Raw genomic sequence first — 17,038 nt, forward strand, 5'->3', positions numbered from 1 at the left:
TAGTGTATGACCGTTTTGAAATTGGAGCCAAGGTACTGAATATGACTGATGCGTTTAGGGTATTCGTTGGATGGGACAGCCGCGAGCCGATCGCCTACGACGTGGCGCGGCACTCTTTGCTCAAAAACGCTTCGGTGCCTGTCTCCGTCATTCCAATCAAACAGGACGAGCTGCGTGCCCGTGACCTGTATTGGAGGGAAAAAGATCCGCTCGCGTCAACAGAGTTCACTTATACGCGGTTTCTCACGCCTTTTCTCGCCGACTATACGGGTTGGGCTTTGTTCTGCGATTGCGACTTCCTGTGGCTAGGTGACGTCGCAGGATTGCTGGAATACACGAAGTCGAATAAGGCGGTCTATTGCGTCCAGCACGACTATACGCCGAAGGCTACCACCAAGATGGATGGCGTCGTTCAGACATCCTACCCACGAAAAAACTGGTCCTCGCTGATGCTGTTCAATTGCGCGCACCCTTCGGTTAAATCGCTTACGCCGGAGGTCGTGAACCGCGAAAGTGGCGCCTACCTCCATCGAATGCAGTGGGTCGCCGATGAGGATTTGGGCTCGCTGCCGGTAGAGTGGAACTGGCTTGAAGGTTGGAACGAAAAGCCGGCGCATGGCACACCCAAGGCGGTCCACTATACAAGTGGCGGTCCGTGGTTTGCCGAGTGGCAGAATGTCGACTATGCGGATCTGTGGATAGTCGAACGCGACGAATTCCTGAGCAGTGCCGATCAAACGGAAGCTGCCCTTTCGCGCTCGGCGAGCCGGTAGCCAGTCCAACCGATCGGCTCGACTATATCGAAGGTTTCGTCGAGGTCGTCGGCAAGGCGGTTCGTGCAGATATGTGAACTGACCGCGCGTGTTTGCCAGGCTTGGCTAACACGCCGCGCTGGCGGCAGGTCTTCGCTATTTCGAGGGCGCGCCGTGCTGCGGCATGGCCTCGCCGAACACCGGGTTGGGCGGGCTATTCGCGGGCATCGGGAGGCCCGTATCGTTTCGACCAGGGTCGGGCGCTGCTTCGTCCCGGCACAAGCGCCTCTACACCTGCCCGTCCAGCCATTCCCGCAAATCGCGGTCTTGCTTGTTTTCGGCAATGGGCAGCGAGGGCCGCCTCCAGACATACCAGATGGCAGCAAGCACCCCGGCAGCCCAAGTGCCGGCGAAAACATTCGCAATGAGGTCGATTGGAACCTCCCAAGCCGGCTAGAACATTAGCACGGCATCATTTAGGAGGGCGACACCAATTAGGAGTAGAGCGGGTGGAGCCGTAGGAACCTCACCGCCATCCACCGTCTCAACCAGCTATCCCTTGCGAGGTCGCGGCAAGACGGCGATGAGCAACAGCCATGCGGTCACCTTGGAAGACGGCGCGTAGCATTCTTCGTCAATGGCAACGATCGGACGCAACGCTGCTCAACATATCAAGGCGCCGAGCAATCCAGGCGTAGCAGTTCGGTGGATCTGCCCACGAAACGGGGCATATCCGACGGTTAATCAATTCGGCTATGTCCGAATGTAGCAGCAGGCGTACTGACCGTTTCACGATAGTATTCGGCCTTGGCCTCTGGCAAGGTTCGGAAACATTATATGGAACGCAATGTCCACTACCACGTCATGGACTTCTTGCGCATTTTTGCAGCGCTCTTGGTGCTGCTGAACCATTTCGCGACATTCGCCTGGAGCAGTGCGTCAGTCACCGAGGGAAGCGATGTCGCCTTCGGTTTTCTGTCGGCGTTTGCCGGTTTGGGTGCTGTAGGGGTCGAAGTTTTTTTCGTAATTTCCGGGTTCGTCATTGCCATGAGCGCTGCAGGCGAAGGGGGCGCGTCGCAAGCGCTGCGCTTCGCGCGCATGCGCGCTACGCGTATTTTGCCCGCCCTGTGGCTGTCCGCGCTCGTCAGCTTGGCCGCACGAGCTCTCTATGGCGAGGATTTTTCCCATCTTCTGATGGATTTTTTCAGATCGGTAACCTTGTCTCCCAAGGGCCCTTATATCGACGGGGTCGTATGGTCGCTCGTCGTCGAGGCCGTATTCTACCTCTTGGTAGCCGCGTCAATTTTGTCGAGGTTTCGCTTATCACTCTATGATCTGGCCAAAATAATAGGGTTTTCGAGCTCGGTATACCTTCTCATTCTCTCCGGGTTGCACTTGCTGCCGCCGTCCACGCGGCCGGAAGAAGCGATATCAGTGCTTTCGCGGTTCCCCTTCAAACTGCTTCTGCTGCAGCACGGCGTTTTCTTCGCGACCGGCATGATCATCTTTCTTGTCAGGAACGGCGGCGACGGCCGTAGCGAAATGGGACATGCGGGGAAGACGATATTGATATTGTTTTTTGGCTGTATGGGCACTGCTGAAATTTTTATGTCGGTTGAACGCGGTTATGCATATAAAACCGCCGCGGTGATTGTGTGGTTGATGTGCATGTATGCAATGGCAGCAGGAATAAGGTATAATGAATTCATTAAATACAATATTTCAGGCTACCGGAATTTTGTGAGATACATTGGGGGAATTAGCTATCCAGTATATCTGAATCATTACTCGGTTGGAATGGTTGTGGTCTGGTGGTTGTTTTCATTAGGTTTTTCGACGCCCCTTGCCTTTGTACTGTCTATGCTATGCGTTTTGGGTTTGAGCATGGCGGTCATGTCCCTGGAAAAGCGGATTCAAAACGCCATCAGGCGAGAGTTTCCTAGACCCGACGCCAAGCGAGATCAAATGGCAGTTTAGCGCGTCTCCGAGAGGAGGGCAGGAAATCCCACGGCTTTTGCGTGGTGAGCAGGGGATCCGGGCGACTACATCGATAATCACGGGCCGAGCAAGGCGACAATTTCGGCGTGACCTGAGTATCGGTCCGCCAGGGCGGACCAATCCGGCCGCAAGCCGCAACCGGAGCCACCGCGACTTGGCGGGAGCACCAACCCTATGGAGCGCAACAGGGCGGTTGAGGCGGCCGCTCGTCTGAAGGCGCGTCGCCCTCTTCAGGGTGCGTGGCGAGCGTCTCTTCGCACGTGCGAGGCAATCGGGGCTTCAGAGCTAACGCGAATGGAGTACTCGCGCCTGTGTCGCGGCTGAACCCGGAGACAGTTTGGCTCGAAAGAGGGACGGTCAATCGACGCGTTCCGGTCCTGAAACTGCAGCGTTACTCATCGAGCCGAAGTGGCCGAATCTGTGAATGAACGCTCTCGTCCGTTCAAACCTTGTCACCGCAATGAGGAATTCTCGTACCGGGCCCAGCGCGACCTGCCGGCTTTGTGAGGCATCTGGCCTGCAGCGGTTGCACTTGAGTGACCCGGTGCTGCTCGATCTGGCGGAACCCAAGGTGCTATCTGGGAGTGAAATCAGAAGGTTGCATGGATGGGGTAGCGGCACGTTCCGCCCGATGTTGAACGACCGCCGGTTCGCCCCCGACAACTTAAGCGCGACCGCAAGTCAGCAGCAATGCTTGGCCTTGCTGTCGGTAGGCTAGCCAGTCACGCCGAAAGCCGTAAGCATCCGGAAGGGTGGCGTGGTCGAAAGTTGCACGGTGTCCATCAATCGCTTCCGACCGCCGGAGACCTCACCATTCGAATGGATGGTGCAGAACGTCGGTCGAGCTTTATGATGAATTCGGGTCCTACTGCGCTCGATCAGGCGTGATCCTTGCTTTTTTGTGAGAGTGCAGTGCAATATCACCCAATGGTTGTAGCCCGTGCAGGGTACTCAACACGTCAAAGCTGGAGTACGTTTTTGCTTAGGGAGGGTATCAGGGGGAGGATTGGCGGGGTTCGAATGACGTATGCTACAAACCTTTCATTGAGTGAGAATGAAAACCGTCCGACGTCAGTCGCAGTCAAAAGCGACGATAAGGCGTATATCAAGGCGCTAGGCTTCATGCCGAAGCGATATGCGGCGGAGACCGCTATCGTCAATCAGGGGGAGGACGGCGATCGCGTCTTCATAATCGAGTCTGGCTGGGGTTGCATTTCTCATGACCTTGCCGGTGGACAGCGACAGATTTTGGACTTTGCCCTGAAGGGCGACATTGTCCTGCCACAGACGTACACGGGCGCTGCTCTCCAGACATTTGTGGCTCAAACCGACCTTGCGGTGCTGGAAGCCTCGGCCAAGACGCTTGCTCTTGGAGCAGCGAAGTCGCCCCACATAGCCTCGCTTTTTCTTGAAACGCTCGCGCGCCAGCGAGCGCTTGTTGCCCAACACCTCACCAATATAGGTCGACGCAGCGCCTTGGCGCGTACAGCGCACTTGCTGCTCGAACTAAGAGCGCGCTTGGAGCGCGTCGGCGCTGCCAACCGCACTGGCTTTGCATGCCCTCTCACCCAGTACGACCTCGCGGACGCGCTCGGCCTGACGCCGGTCCATGTAAATCGAATGCTGCGGGAATTACGGGAACGCGGGTTTCTGGAGTTCCGCCAAGGTCATGTCCGCGTGCTGGATCGGCTGGGCGTAACGAAGTTTGCGGAGTTCGATGACAGGTATATCGATGGTTGAGACTTACTTTGGCGCACGATGCAAAGGCGGCGCGACGCGCCTTGAAGCCGCACTGCCATCGGCGACGCCGGCTATCTTTACCGACGGTCCGCCGCGCCTGGCAAAACAACGCGAGGCCCAGATTCCAGTCGGTGAGTTCTCTGGCTACCATCCCTCCTAGACCAAATTGCTAGGGCCAAGTGAAGGGATAAAAAATTTTTTACCTTTTATTAACCTAAATTAGTGAAGGCACATCTTTTCGGCGATAAACATTATGGACGGGGTAGTGCTGTCCAAGGTGGGGCTTGGGAAATCCCGAGATTATAGTGAAGGCGACGCGAACAGATCATCGTTCGCGGGAAATAGTATTTGCTTGCAGTACATATCGTACTGGTCTCGAAACGTTGGGTAGAGTTTGGGGAGTAAGTTCATGGTTCCGACAATTCAACTGGATAGCAAATCACCCGGTGCACTTGAATTCGTATCGCGCAAGGCTGGGAATGGAATACATCTTCATAGACATGGCTTGACCGAATCTTGCCTGGCTCTGCTAGACGAGCGAGTGCTTGACCGACAATGTCTTGCGCAATGCCTAACCGCCTATGGCATCGGGAAGGAAATCCTGTCGTTCGGCTCGATCGAAGAGTGGCGGCATCAAGAGAATGCACTGTCGATATCGGCTATTCTGCTGAACGTGGGCAGCCGAAAGGTGACAGATCCAAGGACCGGCAGCGAAATCGCCGATCTCGTGAACGAGGCCCACCCGGTTCCAGTGTTGATTTTGGCCGATACCGACGATCTGGAGCAGATTCTGAAGGCGTTGAATTATGGCGCAAAAGCCTACATCCCTTCATCGATCCGTTTCGAGATCTGTGTTGAAGCCGTAAATCTTGTCCTTGCCGGCGGCACATTTGTGCCGGCAAGCAGCGTGCTTGCCCAGCACAAGGCAATCGACACAACCGCCGATATGACAAGGCCCATGGCGAGTGTGTTCACGGAGCGGCAAGAAGAGGTCGTCCAGGCTCTCAGGCGTGGCAAGGCGAACAAGATAATCGCTCATGAGCTCAACCTTCGCGAGAGCACGGTCAAGGTCCATATCCGCAACATCATGAAGAAGCTGAAGGCGACGAACAGGACGGAGGTCGTCTACAAGCTCAATGAGATGTTTCCTGGCGCCCACCTGTTGGGCCGATCGAGCTAAACGGTTGTCATCATAACAGTGGCGCGGCTGCATGCTCGAACCGGTGCCCATCGGTGGCGATGCCGCTCGACCGTTGCAGTTCGCCGCTCTTTTTGTTGCAGATATGGATTGAAGCCATGCTAGACCGGCCGTCGGCGGCAATTGCTCACAAGCCATGGCTCGGGGCGGACGCACCGCAGGACTTTATCAGTCTCGCTGACGTTGTCTCGTTTGCTCGGCAGTATCTTTTCTCGATTCTGGCGTTCGTCGTCGCCGGAATCGTTTGCGCCACGTTCTACTTTGCAACCTCGGATCCGATTTATTCGGCGCGCACCCAGATCCTGATCGAACCGAAGATACCCAAAAACCTTCAGCAGCAACCCGCCGAAGTGAACCTGTCGCTCGATACCGCTCAGGTCGAGAGCCAACTTGCGGTTCTGCGCTCCCAGAAGATCGCGATGATGGTGATCGATGACCTTGGACTCATGGACAATCCAACTTTCGGAGATCTGGACGGTCCGACCATAGGCGAGAGGTTTCGCAGAGCCTGGATGAGCATCGTCGATGCCGGCGGGCTCCATGCCGGCAATGCTGCGCTGACGGATTTCTTCCATCGCGTGCTTCCCTGGCCGGATCGAATGGAGGCGAACAGCCCGCAGCTGGAATCCGAGCGTCGGCGTCAGGCGGTGGAGATGTTCAGCGATGGCCTGGATGTCCAGCGTGTCGGTGTCTCCTATGCAATGGACATCACATTCCAGTCTCAAGATCCGGCGTTGGCGGCACGCATCGCGAACGCCACGGCGGAAGCGTTCGTGCGCGAGCAAGTGCAAACGACAACGGCAACGGCTAGCGAAGGCATCGCATGGTTGGAAAGGCGGATGCGGGAGGTCGGTGATCAGATGAACCGGGCGACCCGGGTCGCCCAGGAGTTTCGCGCAAAACACGACTACAGCATCGGTCAGGACGAGACGTCCGTCGCCGGACAGGACCTCGCACACAGCGAAGGACAGCCAACACACCAGATTACGCTGGAGCAGTTGGAGGTTACCGCCGACACCTATCGAAAGATGTATGAGAGCCTGCTCGCGGCGTATACAAACTCGGTCGACCAGCAGCCTTATCTGATCGCCGATGCTCGCGTCATCACGTCCGCGACGAGCCCCAAGAAGGCAAGTCGGCCGCGCAGGACGCTGATCCTCGCCTTTGGCGCACTTGCCGGGATGGTAGCTGGCATCGGGTTCGCCGTGGCGCGACGCGGGCTCGATCGGAACGTGAGGACCCCGCGTCAGATCCGTCGCGAACTGGGCCTGGCCTGTATTGGAGAATTGCCGCCGGTCAGCTTCAGGCGGGGTGGTTTTGGCCGGCTTGACGAGGTGCTCAGGAACCCGGACTCTTCATTCAGCGGCAGCCTCAGGAGCGTCAAGGCGATCATGGGCCTGGCCGGGGCCAACCCTTCAAGGCGTCGCATCGGAATTACATCCGTGTCCCCCGGCGACGGAAAGAGCACCGTTGTAAGCAATCTGGCGGCGCTGTGTGGGGGGTCGGGCACGGCGACCCTCGTGATCAACGCCGACGATAAGTCGGCACTGGCCAACGAACGTCTCTTTTCCGCCGATTTCGATATGATCGATCGGGATTCCGGCAGCCCCAAAGACGTCGGCAAGCAAATCCGATTCATTGAAAAGACATCGTTTTATTACTTGAAGAACGATGCGTCGAATTCGGCGAGTTTGCTTGTTCCCGATAATATGGAGAAATTGCTGAACGAAGTTGGCAGTTACAGTATCGTCATTGTTGAACTGCCACCGTTCAGTTCCGGTGCCGAAGGGCTTGCTCTCTGCCCGCTTCTTGATGGCGTGATTGTGGTGGCGCAGTGGGGCGTGACGTCGCTTGATCAGCTGGAAGACCTGACGCAGACACTCAAAAACACCAATTCCTCCGTCCTTGGCGTGTTGATGACACGTGTTCGTACTGTTTCGGCCCGGCGTTACCGGAAGCGCGCAGGTCAAGCGCCGCGCTGACATCCTGTCCTCCTCTCGGCGGCATGTCGCGCGCAAAAGCATGCCCTCGGCCTTGAACCCGGCTTGAACCGAGGGTGCGCAGCGGTTTTGCGATAACGACATGCATCAAAAACAAGAACTTAAAGCGCGTCGCATGAATCCGTTCAAATGCGGCGCGCTTTAGAATCCGCGGCAAGTCTCGACACCGCCCCGTCAATCCGACACTTGCCCGTCAAAGGGAATCCGCGCCCCTTCGGGGCATCGCGAGTCGAAAAATCGATTCCGATATCTTGCCAGGCATTGAACGGAGCAGCCATTCGTCCGTACCCGGCCTAGCAACTAAGGGGTAGGCCACGCTGCCAAACACCCCCGATCTACCACCTTTTCCTTGCTTGCCGGAGATCATCCGTCCTCGACAAGATGCAGGCTATAAGTTGAAAAATCGAGCGCAAGCGGAAGATGTCTAACGTGAGCGAAAGCAACCTGCGGCAGTGCGAAGACCCGGCTGTTGAAGGCTGGGCTCTACTGGTCGGAGCCAGGCCCCCCGCGACATCGCTTCTTCGGCGCGAAAGCGACGCGGCCGCACGATCGAACACGCCAGACCTTTCGTCGCCTCAACTCAACGCAAGCCATGACCATGACGCCGTTCCGTTTGAGCCGGATATGCGCACGGCAAGCATTGACGATGATACACGGAGCGAAAGCCGACGGCCGCTCGGCGGTTGGGGCAAGAGGCTGCTGGATCTGATGGTAGCCTCGACAGCGCTCATCCTGGCCGGTCCGATCCTGGTTCTGATCCCGCTTCTGATCAAGGCGACCACAGGCGGTCCGGTGCTGTTCGTTCACCGGCGCATTGGGTTCAATGGAAAGGCATTCGACTGCTACAAGTTCCGCACCATGGTGCCGAATGCCGAGGAGGTGCTCGAACGGCATCTGAGTTGCAATCCACAAGCCGCCCAGGAGTGGGCGGCCAATCAGAAGCTGAGCTGCGATCCGCGTATCCTGTTTTTCGGAAAGATGCTTCGCAAATCGAGCCTGGATGAGCTGCCGCAGTTGTTCAACATCTTGCGGGGCGACATGAGTTGCGTCGGCCCGCGTCCTGTCGTTGCCGACGAATTGCAACGCTATGGTGCCGCATCACATGAATATTTGAAGACGCGGCCAGGACTGACCGGCCTCTGGCAGATAAACGGGAGAAACACGACCGAGTATTCGCATCGCGTATTGCTGGATACGCAGTACGTTCGGACATGGTCTCTACGCCGCGATCTTTCGATCCTGATGCGGACGATACCGGCCATGATGAAGTTTGATCAGACCTCCTGAACTTTGCTATGTCGGGGGGGTGGTGCAGCAGAAACGGCCTCAAGCGATTGGCGCCCGCAAGGGATTGCCGGCACCCTATTGTCGCCTTGGGCGATGCCGCAGCACGGCAATTGCAAGGCCGACCAGATAGGCAATTTGGGTGACGACAACAAGATAAAACGTCGAGCGGATGGTGCTTTGAACAGACAGGTGAAGAAAACTGCCTCCAGCGATGCTGCCGACGATCACCACCAAGGTCGCCACTATCAGCGCCGGCGCGCGCAGCGTAAGCCCTATTGTCAGGGCAACGCCCGCAACGCCGACAATGGCAAGCAACACGGCGACCTCCTTCCGGGGCAATTTACGCTGCGCAAGACCAACCCTGTCCCAATGAAATCAGAGTCGCTCGTTTTTGTGAACCATTTAGCTCAGGGGTTCCGGCGGCGCCGTCAGGGTCTGGATCATTGATGGTCGGAGTGTGAAATGCAGGTTTCCCTCGTTGGGGCACTGATTTGCATGGGACTGCTGGCCCTCGTCGTTTATATGCGCTGGTCGCTGATCACTGCACTGATTGCCTCGCTGGCTTTTGGTGCGACGGCCATCGGGACAATAACCTCGCTTGGCGGTTCATCGCCGCTTATCTTTACCGTCTTTGATATGCTCGTGATACTAGCCGCGCTGGCTCGACGGGGAATCTGGAGAGAAATAGGCGCGGTCTTCGTTCGTATAGGTGCCGCATGGATCGTCTGCGCGCTGATGATCTATGTCTGCATCGGAGCGCTGTTATTTCCGAGGCTCTTTGCAGGGCAGACAAGCGCCTTCGTCACTTCCCGCACCGGCAGGGGCGTCTACGAAGCGGCCTTGGCGCCGGTATCGGCCAATATCTCTCAGGCGGGATACTTTATTCTGGGAGGGCTGACGTTCCTGGCGGCCTGTCTGCTGCTTCGGCGCAGCGGCACGTTAGCGGATATCAGGCGGGGCTTCTTCCTGTGGTTCAGCTTGCACGTGCTGATGGGCGCCCTGGATTTGCTGGGCAAGGTGCTCGGTGCCGGCGACATCCTTGCCCCGATCCGTACGGCCAACTACGCCATGCTGACGCAGGTCACGGAAGCTGGGTTCTGGCGGATCGCGGGGGCGTTTTCAGAGGCATCGTCGTTCGGTGGGGCATCGCTGGCAGGGCTGGCGTTCACCTACACCTATTGGCGCAAGACCGGATCCAAATTCGCATTGGGGTTAGGAGCGGCCCTGTTTGTTCTCCTGCTGCTGTCGACATCGTCGACCGCCTACGTTGGTCTTGCAATCGTAAGCGTGCCCGTTGTCTTTTCCATCGTGAAGTCGCTCGCTTCAGGTCGGCTGAGGGTGGGGGAGGCACTGCTTATCGCGTTGCTACCGCCCTTGCTCCTCTCCGCGATGGCCGCCAGTCTGTTCTATCCGCATTTCTTCGATCCGGTCTTGCAGCTTGTCGACAACACGGTAATCAACAAAGTCACATCAGCCTCCGGCCAAGAGCGCAGCTACTGGAACTACAAAAGCCTGCAGTCTTTCTTCGATACAGGTGGACTGGGGGTCGGGTTGGGAAGCTCGCGCGCCTCGAGTTGGCCGATCGCGGTGCTTTCCCAGTTGGGGCTGTTCGGCACCGCGATGATGACAGTTCTGTTGGCAATGCTGGTGCGGGGGGTGCGGGGTGGCCGCGGTCGCATCGATCCCGAGGTCGACGCGATCGCGTCGAGTGTCCGCGCTTGCGCCTTATCGGCGCTCGTGGCTGGATCCCTGGCAAGCGGCGGCGCCGACCCGGGTATCGTATTCTTGATTCCTCTCGCCGTCGTTCTTGTCAGCCGGTTCTTGCCTGTTGAAGACGACAGTGTTGCTGAGGCTCCTGTAAGGACGCTCCGGCATTCGCGCGATTCCAGCGAACAGGTGATTGAATCGCAGGTCGGCACTGTTCCCGGCCGCGCTTAAAGCGATATAGGCTCAGAGCTTCCGGAAGTATCCATGAGCTCCGAAACCCATAGTGCTATCGAATCCACCATACAAAAGCGCAACCTTTTCGGGTTTATCGCTAAGGAACTCGTCGCAGGCCTTCTTTACCCCCGGATAGAGATCGACTGAGTCGAACAATCCAGGATCACTGTAGTCGTCTATCAGACATGCAGCACCCTTTGATAGGCGAGGATACACATACTCCAAGCTGACCTTGACCGAGTCGTATAGGTCACCATCCAGATGCGCAAATGCAATTTTGTCCGGCAACTGTGTGGGAAGCGTATCTTCGAACCATCCCTGGTGAAGAATAGGCTGCCGAAGATTCAAACGCTTGAAGTTTGCCATGAGCACATCCTTCGTAGTGGCCATGTCGCCCTTGTGAGCGTTGGCGTGGCCGTCTTCGGCACTGGCGTTCGGGAGACCTTCGAAGCTGTCATACAAGTGAAGGTTCCTGCTTGGATCGTAGTGCTGAAGTATGCGTTGGAATACCACGGCCGACTTGCCTTCGTGGCATCCCAATTCACAGAAGTCTCCCGGTACGTTGTAGAAAAGCGCTGCGCCTGCCAAGTGATACATGTCCATTCTCTGTTCAACACTGGTCATCCAGCCCGTGCGAACAGGTGGTGCGAGGACGAGATTTATTCCAAGTTTTCGGAGAACCTTGTTGGCAAAGCGAACCGTCTGAGACTTGGATGGCTTCTGTTGAATCCATTCATCGAACGTGTTGGTCAAGAAGACGTTCGGTAGTTCAGTTGCTTGCATAGCGAAGTCTCTTTTCCTATCAAAGCGCGCGATGGCGATAGAGCTATATAGTGCGTGTATTGGTCAAGGAAGTTACCTGATCTACATCAAGCAGTCGCGCGTTTCTACCCAATCCCTCTAGCAAGACCCGCCGGGAGGCTACGGAACGCCTCCCGTATCGCCGGCGGTTTCTGCCTTGAGTTCTATTCCCGGCGCCTCGTGCCGCTCGGTCGATGTCAGGTCCAGCGCGCCCGTTTCATCCTCAGCCAGTGGTATTTCAACCTTGATCGTGTCTCCGGGCTCGACGGCACTCGTTTCGCTAGCTTGGATTTGCACTGTCGCACCATCCGCCGACGGCCGGAAAATCGTGTAGATCGGCGCAGCCAGCTCCGCATCAGTTCGGCGGGCAAGAAGGCTCGGGGCAGATACCGCGGACTCGTACAATAGCCGCCTTGCCGTCTCTGTCTTGCTTTCGAGAGCATCGAGCTCAGCTTGCGTTTGACGCAGGTCGATCGTTACCTCATTTTTGCGCCCATCCTGGAGCTCGAGAATTGATATGTCAGTTTTGCTGATTTCCTGACGCCCGCGCAGCAGACTGGTTTCCGCCGACAACCTCTCGCTCTGCGCCTGGGCAAGGGCCCGCTCTAGAGAAAACTCGCGCGGGGCCGCCGCAAGGCCTTTGACGACAAGCGCTGAAACCGCTGTCAACTCTTTCTGGATTGAGCCGATTTGCTTGTCGAGGAAAACGAGTTGCGCTTCCAGCGAGGCAAGTTCCTTCTGGAGGAACTCGCGCAGACCATGAAGCGCCCTGACCTGAGTGTCCAATCCCTCGCTGCGCGCCTGGAAGATCAGGCGCTCCTGCTTCAAGAGCATCGCAAAGACGTCGTCTTGAATGCGGGAGGTCAATTGGGCCGGAAACTGAATGTCGCTGGCATGCGAGAGTTCCGCCTCGAGTCGTGCCTTGCGAGCGATGAGACTGGCCTCGTTCAGTCTGAGCAGGCTCACATCCCCTTCGCCCTGGATCACTTCGCGCTCGAACCTGGCGTCCCTGTCCTCTCGAGTCCGCAACCCGCCCGCGATGCTCAATGCCTGCAACACGGTCAGCCCAGGCCGGTATGCGAATTCTCCCGACTGCGTCACCTTGCCGACAACATAGAACGGTCGGAACTGGACGATTTCCACCGCCGTATTCGGTTTTCGGGCAAGGCCGGTACTTTTCATGAGGCTGTCGCCGATCGAGTTTGCGATCTCACCGGTGGTGAGTCCGGCGGCCTTGATTTCGCCGACCAGCGGTAGCGAAACGGAGCCATTGGGACCGACCGTGTACTCGTCGTTGAGAGCATCCCAGCCAAAAATCTTGTCGCGTGACGCACGCCATTCGTAGACCTTGACGCGGAGCTTGTCCTGCGGACCGAGCACATACTCTTTGTCGTTTGCAGCCGAGGCACCCAACATGCCGGCCAGGGATATCCCCGCATACACCACGACGTGGAGAATGCGCCAACCTTTGCGCTGAGCCGACAACTGGCCCAGGCGCCGAACTCGATGATTTGAGCGAGCGTCGCTGTCGACTGAAAAGGGCAGTTCCTGGAGCATCTCTTACCTCTGCACTAGATCTTCTCTTACCTCTGCACTAGATCTTCAGAATATACTCGGGCTCCACCCGGCCCCTTGCCACATGTGAAAGGGCCAGGAGATTGCCGCGCAGACGCCCTCGCCGGTCGACGTAGGATTCCGGCCAGAGGCTGCGCATGAGATTGGCGAGCAGATTTTTGCCCATCAATCTAAGTGCGAAAGTCGATGGGACGGTGCCTTTGCGGACGAGGTAGATCGGATTCGCCACTTGGGAATAGCCGAAACGGATGCCGTTTACGCGACCGCTCTTGATGCCGAGGTGAACCCCGCGGATCGACGGCAAACGGACGACCCGCCCTCTGGCTCTCAACTGGCTGGTGAAATCAACGTCTTCCTGCCAGCCATAGAGCGCAAGCCGTTCGTCGAAGCGCAGGCCGTTGATGAATGCGGCCCTGATCGACATGTTGCATCCATAGGCGCTGAGTTGATCCACCCCACGCGATTCAGTCGCAGGGCCGGCCTCGCGAAGCGCCTGGATGCCCTCGTCCCATGTGAGCCCTGCGGTTGTCGCGCCGTCCTTAAGCACGTGTCCCGTCATCACTGCCCAGTCGGGCTGCTGCTTGAACGCCTTCGATACGCCTTCGAGGTAGTCGTCCGCCGGAATGAAATCGTCGTCGAAAAAGGTGATTATGTCGAAACGGTCGCCTGCGACGTCGAGGGCGATGTTGCGCTGCGCCGGCAAGCCGGTCCTTCCGACGACGCGCGATACGGGAAACCGGCAAACCGTGTTACCGGGAATATGGCTGGCGTCGGGGGCCGACAGTATCACGGCGTCAGGGAGCAGGGTCTGTCGCTCAAGCTGTGCGAGAAGCCGAGCCACTTGTTCTTTGCGACCAAACGTTGCGACGATCACCACCACTTTCATCGACGATCAACTCTCCTCGCGAGCAATGGATTACAGATACGGCGTGCGACCACTGCTTGCGAAGTGAGCGCGCTGTGATCCTAATCCGCCGGCCGCGCCGATACAGCCTGCGCATAAGGTTAGCGTTGAGGCCTGCTTAGGCCCATCGAAGTAGTAGACGTACCTCGTTGGAGTACATCCGGCCTCGGGAGGGTGCGGCGCTTAACCCGATAGGCAACTTGTTTGGACGGGACGGACGGCACACAGTCGCTGAGCATCCGGGCAACAAGAATTCCGGAAAAAAAAAGTGCCAACATTCCGTGAGGGGCAAAGCATGCGCCATGTGCGACAGCCGAAAGCAACCACTATGGTGGGCCGTGATGCCAAACATTTGCGATCCATCAGCAAGACACCATTTGCCGCGATAGACCGCAACGCCCGCATCGCCGTCGTGCATGATTGGTGCCCCAACTTTCGGGGAGGGGAGCAGGTCCTTGCTCGTATCTGCAAGACTTTTCCAAGAGCCGAGGTCTTCACCCTCTTTGATTTTCTCCCGAAGGAAATCAAGGAAGAGTATTTTCCAGGCGTAATTTTCCACGTTTCCGGCATGAATCGACTTCCGTTCGTGGAAAAGTACTACAGGTCACTTTTCTTTCTCTGTCCGTTTATGATCGAACAATTTGATGTCACGGGTTATGACGCGGTAATTTCCTCTTCGGCCGCATTCTCTCGAGGCGTTCTGACTCGCCCAGACCAACTACACCTGTGCTATGTGCACAGTCCGGTGCGGTATGCGTGGGACGAACAATTCTCCTATTTGCAGCAAGCCGGCCTGGGATTTGGACCAAAAGGTCTAGCCTTTCGTTACATGCTTCACAGGCTGCGGACCTGGGACACCCGAACGGCACATGGTCCTGACCTGATGCTGGCAAACTCGAATTATGTCCGCTCTCGAATCGAACGGATTTACGGCCGCGACGCGCGGGTAGTCCATCCGCCGGTCGCCATCGAGGATCTTAAATTCGTGGTCAACAAGGATGACTACTACGTCACGGCCGCGTTCCACGCCCCGTATAAGCGTACGGATCTGATAATCGAGGCGTTCAGCAAAACGCCGTCGCGTCGCCTGGTTGTTGTAGGCGACGAAGTACAATCCAAGCATCTGCGATCGCTTGCCGGCTCCAACATAGTCTTCACCGGTTATCTGCCGCGGCATGAATACATCGAAAAAATCGCCAATGCTCGTGCGATGGTGTTCGCTGGATGCGAGGATTTCGGGATAACGCTTGCCGAGGCCCAAGCGTGTGGTACTCCATTGATCGCCTTCGGCCGCGGAGGTGCGCGCGACATTGTCCGGCCGCTTGGCGAGAGCGCCCATCCGACAGGTGTGCTCTTCGACCGTCAGGCCGTCGATTCCGTAGCTGGGGCCATTGATCTATTCGAGAAAAATGCACTGTCCATTATGCCGCACGCCTGTCGCATGAACGCGACCCGGTTCTCCGAGGAAAGATTCGACCTGGCGATTCTCGACGCCCTTGGCCTGGCCCAGTCTGTCCAACTCGCTCGCGCAACCGAGTACAATGAACTCTTCGGAGCCGAGAGCTCGACGCGCGATATAACCGGTTCACTTGTCGAGCCAATTCTACAATGAACTCATTTGACCTTCCCATGGCAAGTAACGGCAAAACGCTTCGATCGGCCGTGTGCCCGTGCTGCTCGGCGCCAGTCAGCCGGTCAATCTACCGGGTCGAAGCCATCCCGGTGCATAGTTGCGTCCTGCTTAACTCGGCCCAAGAAGCCCATGCCTTTCCTCGTCGCGACCTTGACCTCGCATTCTGCGAAGCATGCGGGTTCATATTCAACAGGGCCTTTGACGAGACGATCATGGGGTACTCCACCAACTTCGAGGAATCCCAGCATTTTTCCAGCACCTTCAACAATTTCGCGAAGGGACTTGCACGCGAGATTGCACAAAAATGTGCGATAGCCGGCAAGCACGTGTTAGAGATCGGCTGCGGCAAGGGTGAATTTCTCCGCGAACTTTGCATGACGGCCGGCGCCACCGGGCTCGGCATCGATCCAGCTTATCGAGCCGACAAAGGCCGTAATGACGAGTACGGCGACGTCAAGATCATCGTCGATTTTTTCGGACCGGACTACCAGCATCTCCAGGCGGATACGGTCCTCTGTCGCCACACGCTCGAACACGTAAGCTCGGTGTCGAGTTTCGTGCGGCTGATCCGCAAGATGATCGGCAAGAGGACCCAGGATTGGGCGGTCTTCGAGACGCCGGATGCAAAACGTGTGCTCGTGGAGAGCGCGTTCTGGGACATTTACTACGAGCATTGCTCCTATTTCAGTCCTGGCGCGCACGCACGCCTGTTTCGCCAGGAAGGTTTCGACGTTACCGATCTGGAGCTCGTCTACGACAACCAGTACATCGTTCAGTACGCCCGGCCGTCAGCCGGCCGGACGACGCCGAGACTACCGCTCGAGCACGATCTGGAAGTGATGCACCGTTTGGCGGAAACCTTTCCCGCCCGCGTGCGAGCCGCTCAGACTTGCTGGCAGGAGCGCATTCGCGCCGCGCACGCCGCCGGCCGGCGGGTCGTCCTGTGGGGCGGCGGCTCCAAGGCAGTGTCGTTCCTGACGACCTTGCAGCTTGGAGACGAAGTCTGGGCAGCAGTCGACATCAACCCCTACAAGCAAGGCAAGTTTACGCCCGGAACCGGGCACCCGGTCATCGCGCCAAGCGACTTGTTGGACGCTCCCCCTGATCTCGTCATCGTCATGAACCCGATATACCTGAATGAAGTGACGCAATCCTTGATTGCGCTGGACCTTCGAGCGGAAGTCGTCGCGGTCTGATTGCGCTCTCTCG

At 57.4% G+C, this 17,038-nt stretch carries 13 protein-coding genes; 9 read left to right on the forward strand and 4 right to left on the reverse strand.

The annotated features are described in order from the left end of the window. Nucleotides 1-41 precede the first annotated feature (41 nt). The 6 genes from AC0L2K_RS03430 (at nt 42) to AC0L2K_RS03455 (ending at nt 8,975) form a co-directional block, all read left to right on the forward strand. Nucleotides 42-773 (forward strand): glycosyltransferase, encoded by a 732-nt coding sequence (locus AC0L2K_RS03430; protein ID WP_473530613.1) that lies wholly within the window; start codon nt 42-44, stop codon nt 771-773. A gap of 816 nt (nt 774-1,589) precedes the next feature. Beyond that, the gene (locus tag AC0L2K_RS03435) at nt 1,590-2,729 is read left to right on the forward strand and encodes an acyltransferase family protein (protein WP_128245253.1); all 1,140 of its coding nucleotides are present in this window, start codon (nt 1,590-1,592) and stop codon (nt 2,727-2,729) included. Nucleotides 2,730-3,770: 1,041 nt separating this feature from the next. Beyond that, nucleotides 3,771-4,490: a Crp/Fnr family transcriptional regulator gene (locus tag AC0L2K_RS03440; protein WP_473530614.1), complete on the forward strand. Its 720-nt coding sequence runs from the start codon at nt 3,771-3,773 to the stop codon at nt 4,488-4,490. Nucleotides 4,491-4,899: 409 nt separating this feature from the next. Beyond that, the gene (locus AC0L2K_RS03445) at nt 4,900-5,670 is read left to right on the forward strand and encodes a response regulator transcription factor (RefSeq protein ID WP_128245255.1); all 771 of its coding nucleotides are present in this window, start codon (nt 4,900-4,902) and stop codon (nt 5,668-5,670) included. Nucleotides 5,671-5,729: 59 nt separating this feature from the next. Continuing rightward, entirely contained in the window at nt 5,730-7,670 is a 1,941-nt protein-coding gene (locus AC0L2K_RS03450) for a GNVR domain-containing protein (RefSeq protein ID WP_288141947.1), read from the forward strand. A gap of 717 nt (nt 7,671-8,387) precedes the next feature. Further along, complete coding sequence (locus tag AC0L2K_RS03455) at nt 8,388-8,975, forward strand: sugar transferase (RefSeq protein WP_473530763.1); 588 nt, start codon at nt 8,388-8,390, stop codon at nt 8,973-8,975. Nucleotides 8,976-9,050: 75 nt separating this feature from the next. Here the strand turns inward: AC0L2K_RS03455 and AC0L2K_RS03460 are convergent, their stop codons facing one another. Next, nucleotides 9,051-9,293, reverse strand: a complete 243-nt coding sequence (locus AC0L2K_RS03460) for a hypothetical protein (RefSeq protein ID WP_128245256.1) — start codon at nt 9,291-9,293, stop codon at nt 9,051-9,053. Nucleotides 9,294-9,437: 144 nt separating this feature from the next. Between AC0L2K_RS03460 and AC0L2K_RS03465 the strand changes: the two genes are divergently transcribed. Beyond that, nucleotides 9,438-10,913, forward strand: a complete 1,476-nt coding sequence (locus tag AC0L2K_RS03465; RefSeq protein ID WP_288141918.1) for a hypothetical protein — start codon at nt 9,438-9,440, stop codon at nt 10,911-10,913. Between the two features lie 12 nt (nt 10,914-10,925). Here the strand turns inward: AC0L2K_RS03465 and AC0L2K_RS03470 are convergent, their stop codons facing one another. The 3 genes from AC0L2K_RS03470 to AC0L2K_RS03480 form a co-directional block, all read right to left on the reverse strand. After that, nucleotides 10,926-11,699, reverse strand: coding sequence for a TylF/MycF/NovP-related O-methyltransferase (locus tag AC0L2K_RS03470; RefSeq protein ID WP_473530615.1), 774 nt, complete (start codon nt 11,697-11,699; stop codon nt 10,926-10,928). Nucleotides 11,700-11,837: 138 nt separating this feature from the next. Continuing rightward, complete coding sequence (locus AC0L2K_RS03475) at nt 11,838-13,133, reverse strand: polysaccharide biosynthesis/export family protein (protein WP_288141948.1); 1,296 nt, start codon at nt 13,131-13,133, stop codon at nt 11,838-11,840. 178 nt (nt 13,134-13,311) lie between these two features. Further along, nucleotides 13,312-14,178: a glycosyltransferase family 2 protein gene (locus AC0L2K_RS03480; RefSeq protein WP_128245259.1), complete on the reverse strand. Its 867-nt coding sequence runs from the start codon at nt 14,176-14,178 to the stop codon at nt 13,312-13,314. A gap of 346 nt (nt 14,179-14,524) precedes the next feature. On the opposite strand from AC0L2K_RS03480, the gene AC0L2K_RS03485 reads away from it, so the two are divergent. Both AC0L2K_RS03485 and AC0L2K_RS03490 read left to right on the forward strand, forming a co-directional pair. Then, nucleotides 14,525-15,808: a glycosyltransferase gene (locus AC0L2K_RS03485; RefSeq protein ID WP_473530764.1), complete on the forward strand. Its 1,284-nt coding sequence runs from the start codon at nt 14,525-14,527 to the stop codon at nt 15,806-15,808. Beyond that, nucleotides 15,805-17,025: a class I SAM-dependent methyltransferase gene (locus AC0L2K_RS03490; protein WP_473530616.1), complete on the forward strand. Its 1,221-nt coding sequence runs from the start codon at nt 15,805-15,807 to the stop codon at nt 17,023-17,025. The genes AC0L2K_RS03485 and AC0L2K_RS03490 overlap by 4 nt, the downstream gene beginning before the upstream one ends. The last annotated feature ends 13 nt before the right edge of the window (nt 17,026-17,038 follow it).

It is taken from the genome of Mesorhizobium sp. WSM4817 (assembly GCF_055811135.1).

Bases quoted from the DNA above. Each gene is read 5' to 3' on its own strand.
- AC0L2K_RS03475 (WP_288141948.1), bottom strand. From the start codon at position 13,133: ATGTTGGGTGCCTCGGCTGCAAACGACAAAGAGTATGTGCTCGGTCCG.
- AC0L2K_RS03430 (WP_473530613.1), top strand. From the start codon at position 42: ATGACTGATGCGTTTAGGGTATTCGTTGGATGGGACAGCCGCGAGCCG.
- AC0L2K_RS03490 (WP_473530616.1), top strand. From the start codon at position 15,805: ATGAACTCATTTGACCTTCCCATGGCAAGTAACGGCAAAACGCTTCGA.
- AC0L2K_RS03465 (WP_288141918.1), top strand. From the start codon at position 9,438: ATGCAGGTTTCCCTCGTTGGGGCACTGATTTGCATGGGACTGCTGGCC.
- AC0L2K_RS03480 (WP_128245259.1), bottom strand. From the start codon at position 14,178: ATGAAAGTGGTGGTGATCGTCGCAACGTTTGGTCGCAAAGAACAAGTG.
- AC0L2K_RS03445 (WP_128245255.1), top strand. From the start codon at position 4,900: ATGGTTCCGACAATTCAACTGGATAGCAAATCACCCGGTGCACTTGAA.
- AC0L2K_RS03470 (WP_473530615.1), bottom strand. From the start codon at position 11,699: ATGCAAGCAACTGAACTACCGAACGTCTTCTTGACCAACACGTTCGAT.
- AC0L2K_RS03440 (WP_473530614.1), top strand. From the start codon at position 3,771: ATGACGTATGCTACAAACCTTTCATTGAGTGAGAATGAAAACCGTCCG.
- AC0L2K_RS03435 (WP_128245253.1), top strand. From the start codon at position 1,590: ATGGAACGCAATGTCCACTACCACGTCATGGACTTCTTGCGCATTTTT.
- AC0L2K_RS03485 (WP_473530764.1), top strand. From the start codon at position 14,525: ATGGTGGGCCGTGATGCCAAACATTTGCGATCCATCAGCAAGACACCA.
- AC0L2K_RS03450 (WP_288141947.1), top strand. From the start codon at position 5,730: ATGCCGCTCGACCGTTGCAGTTCGCCGCTCTTTTTGTTGCAGATATGG.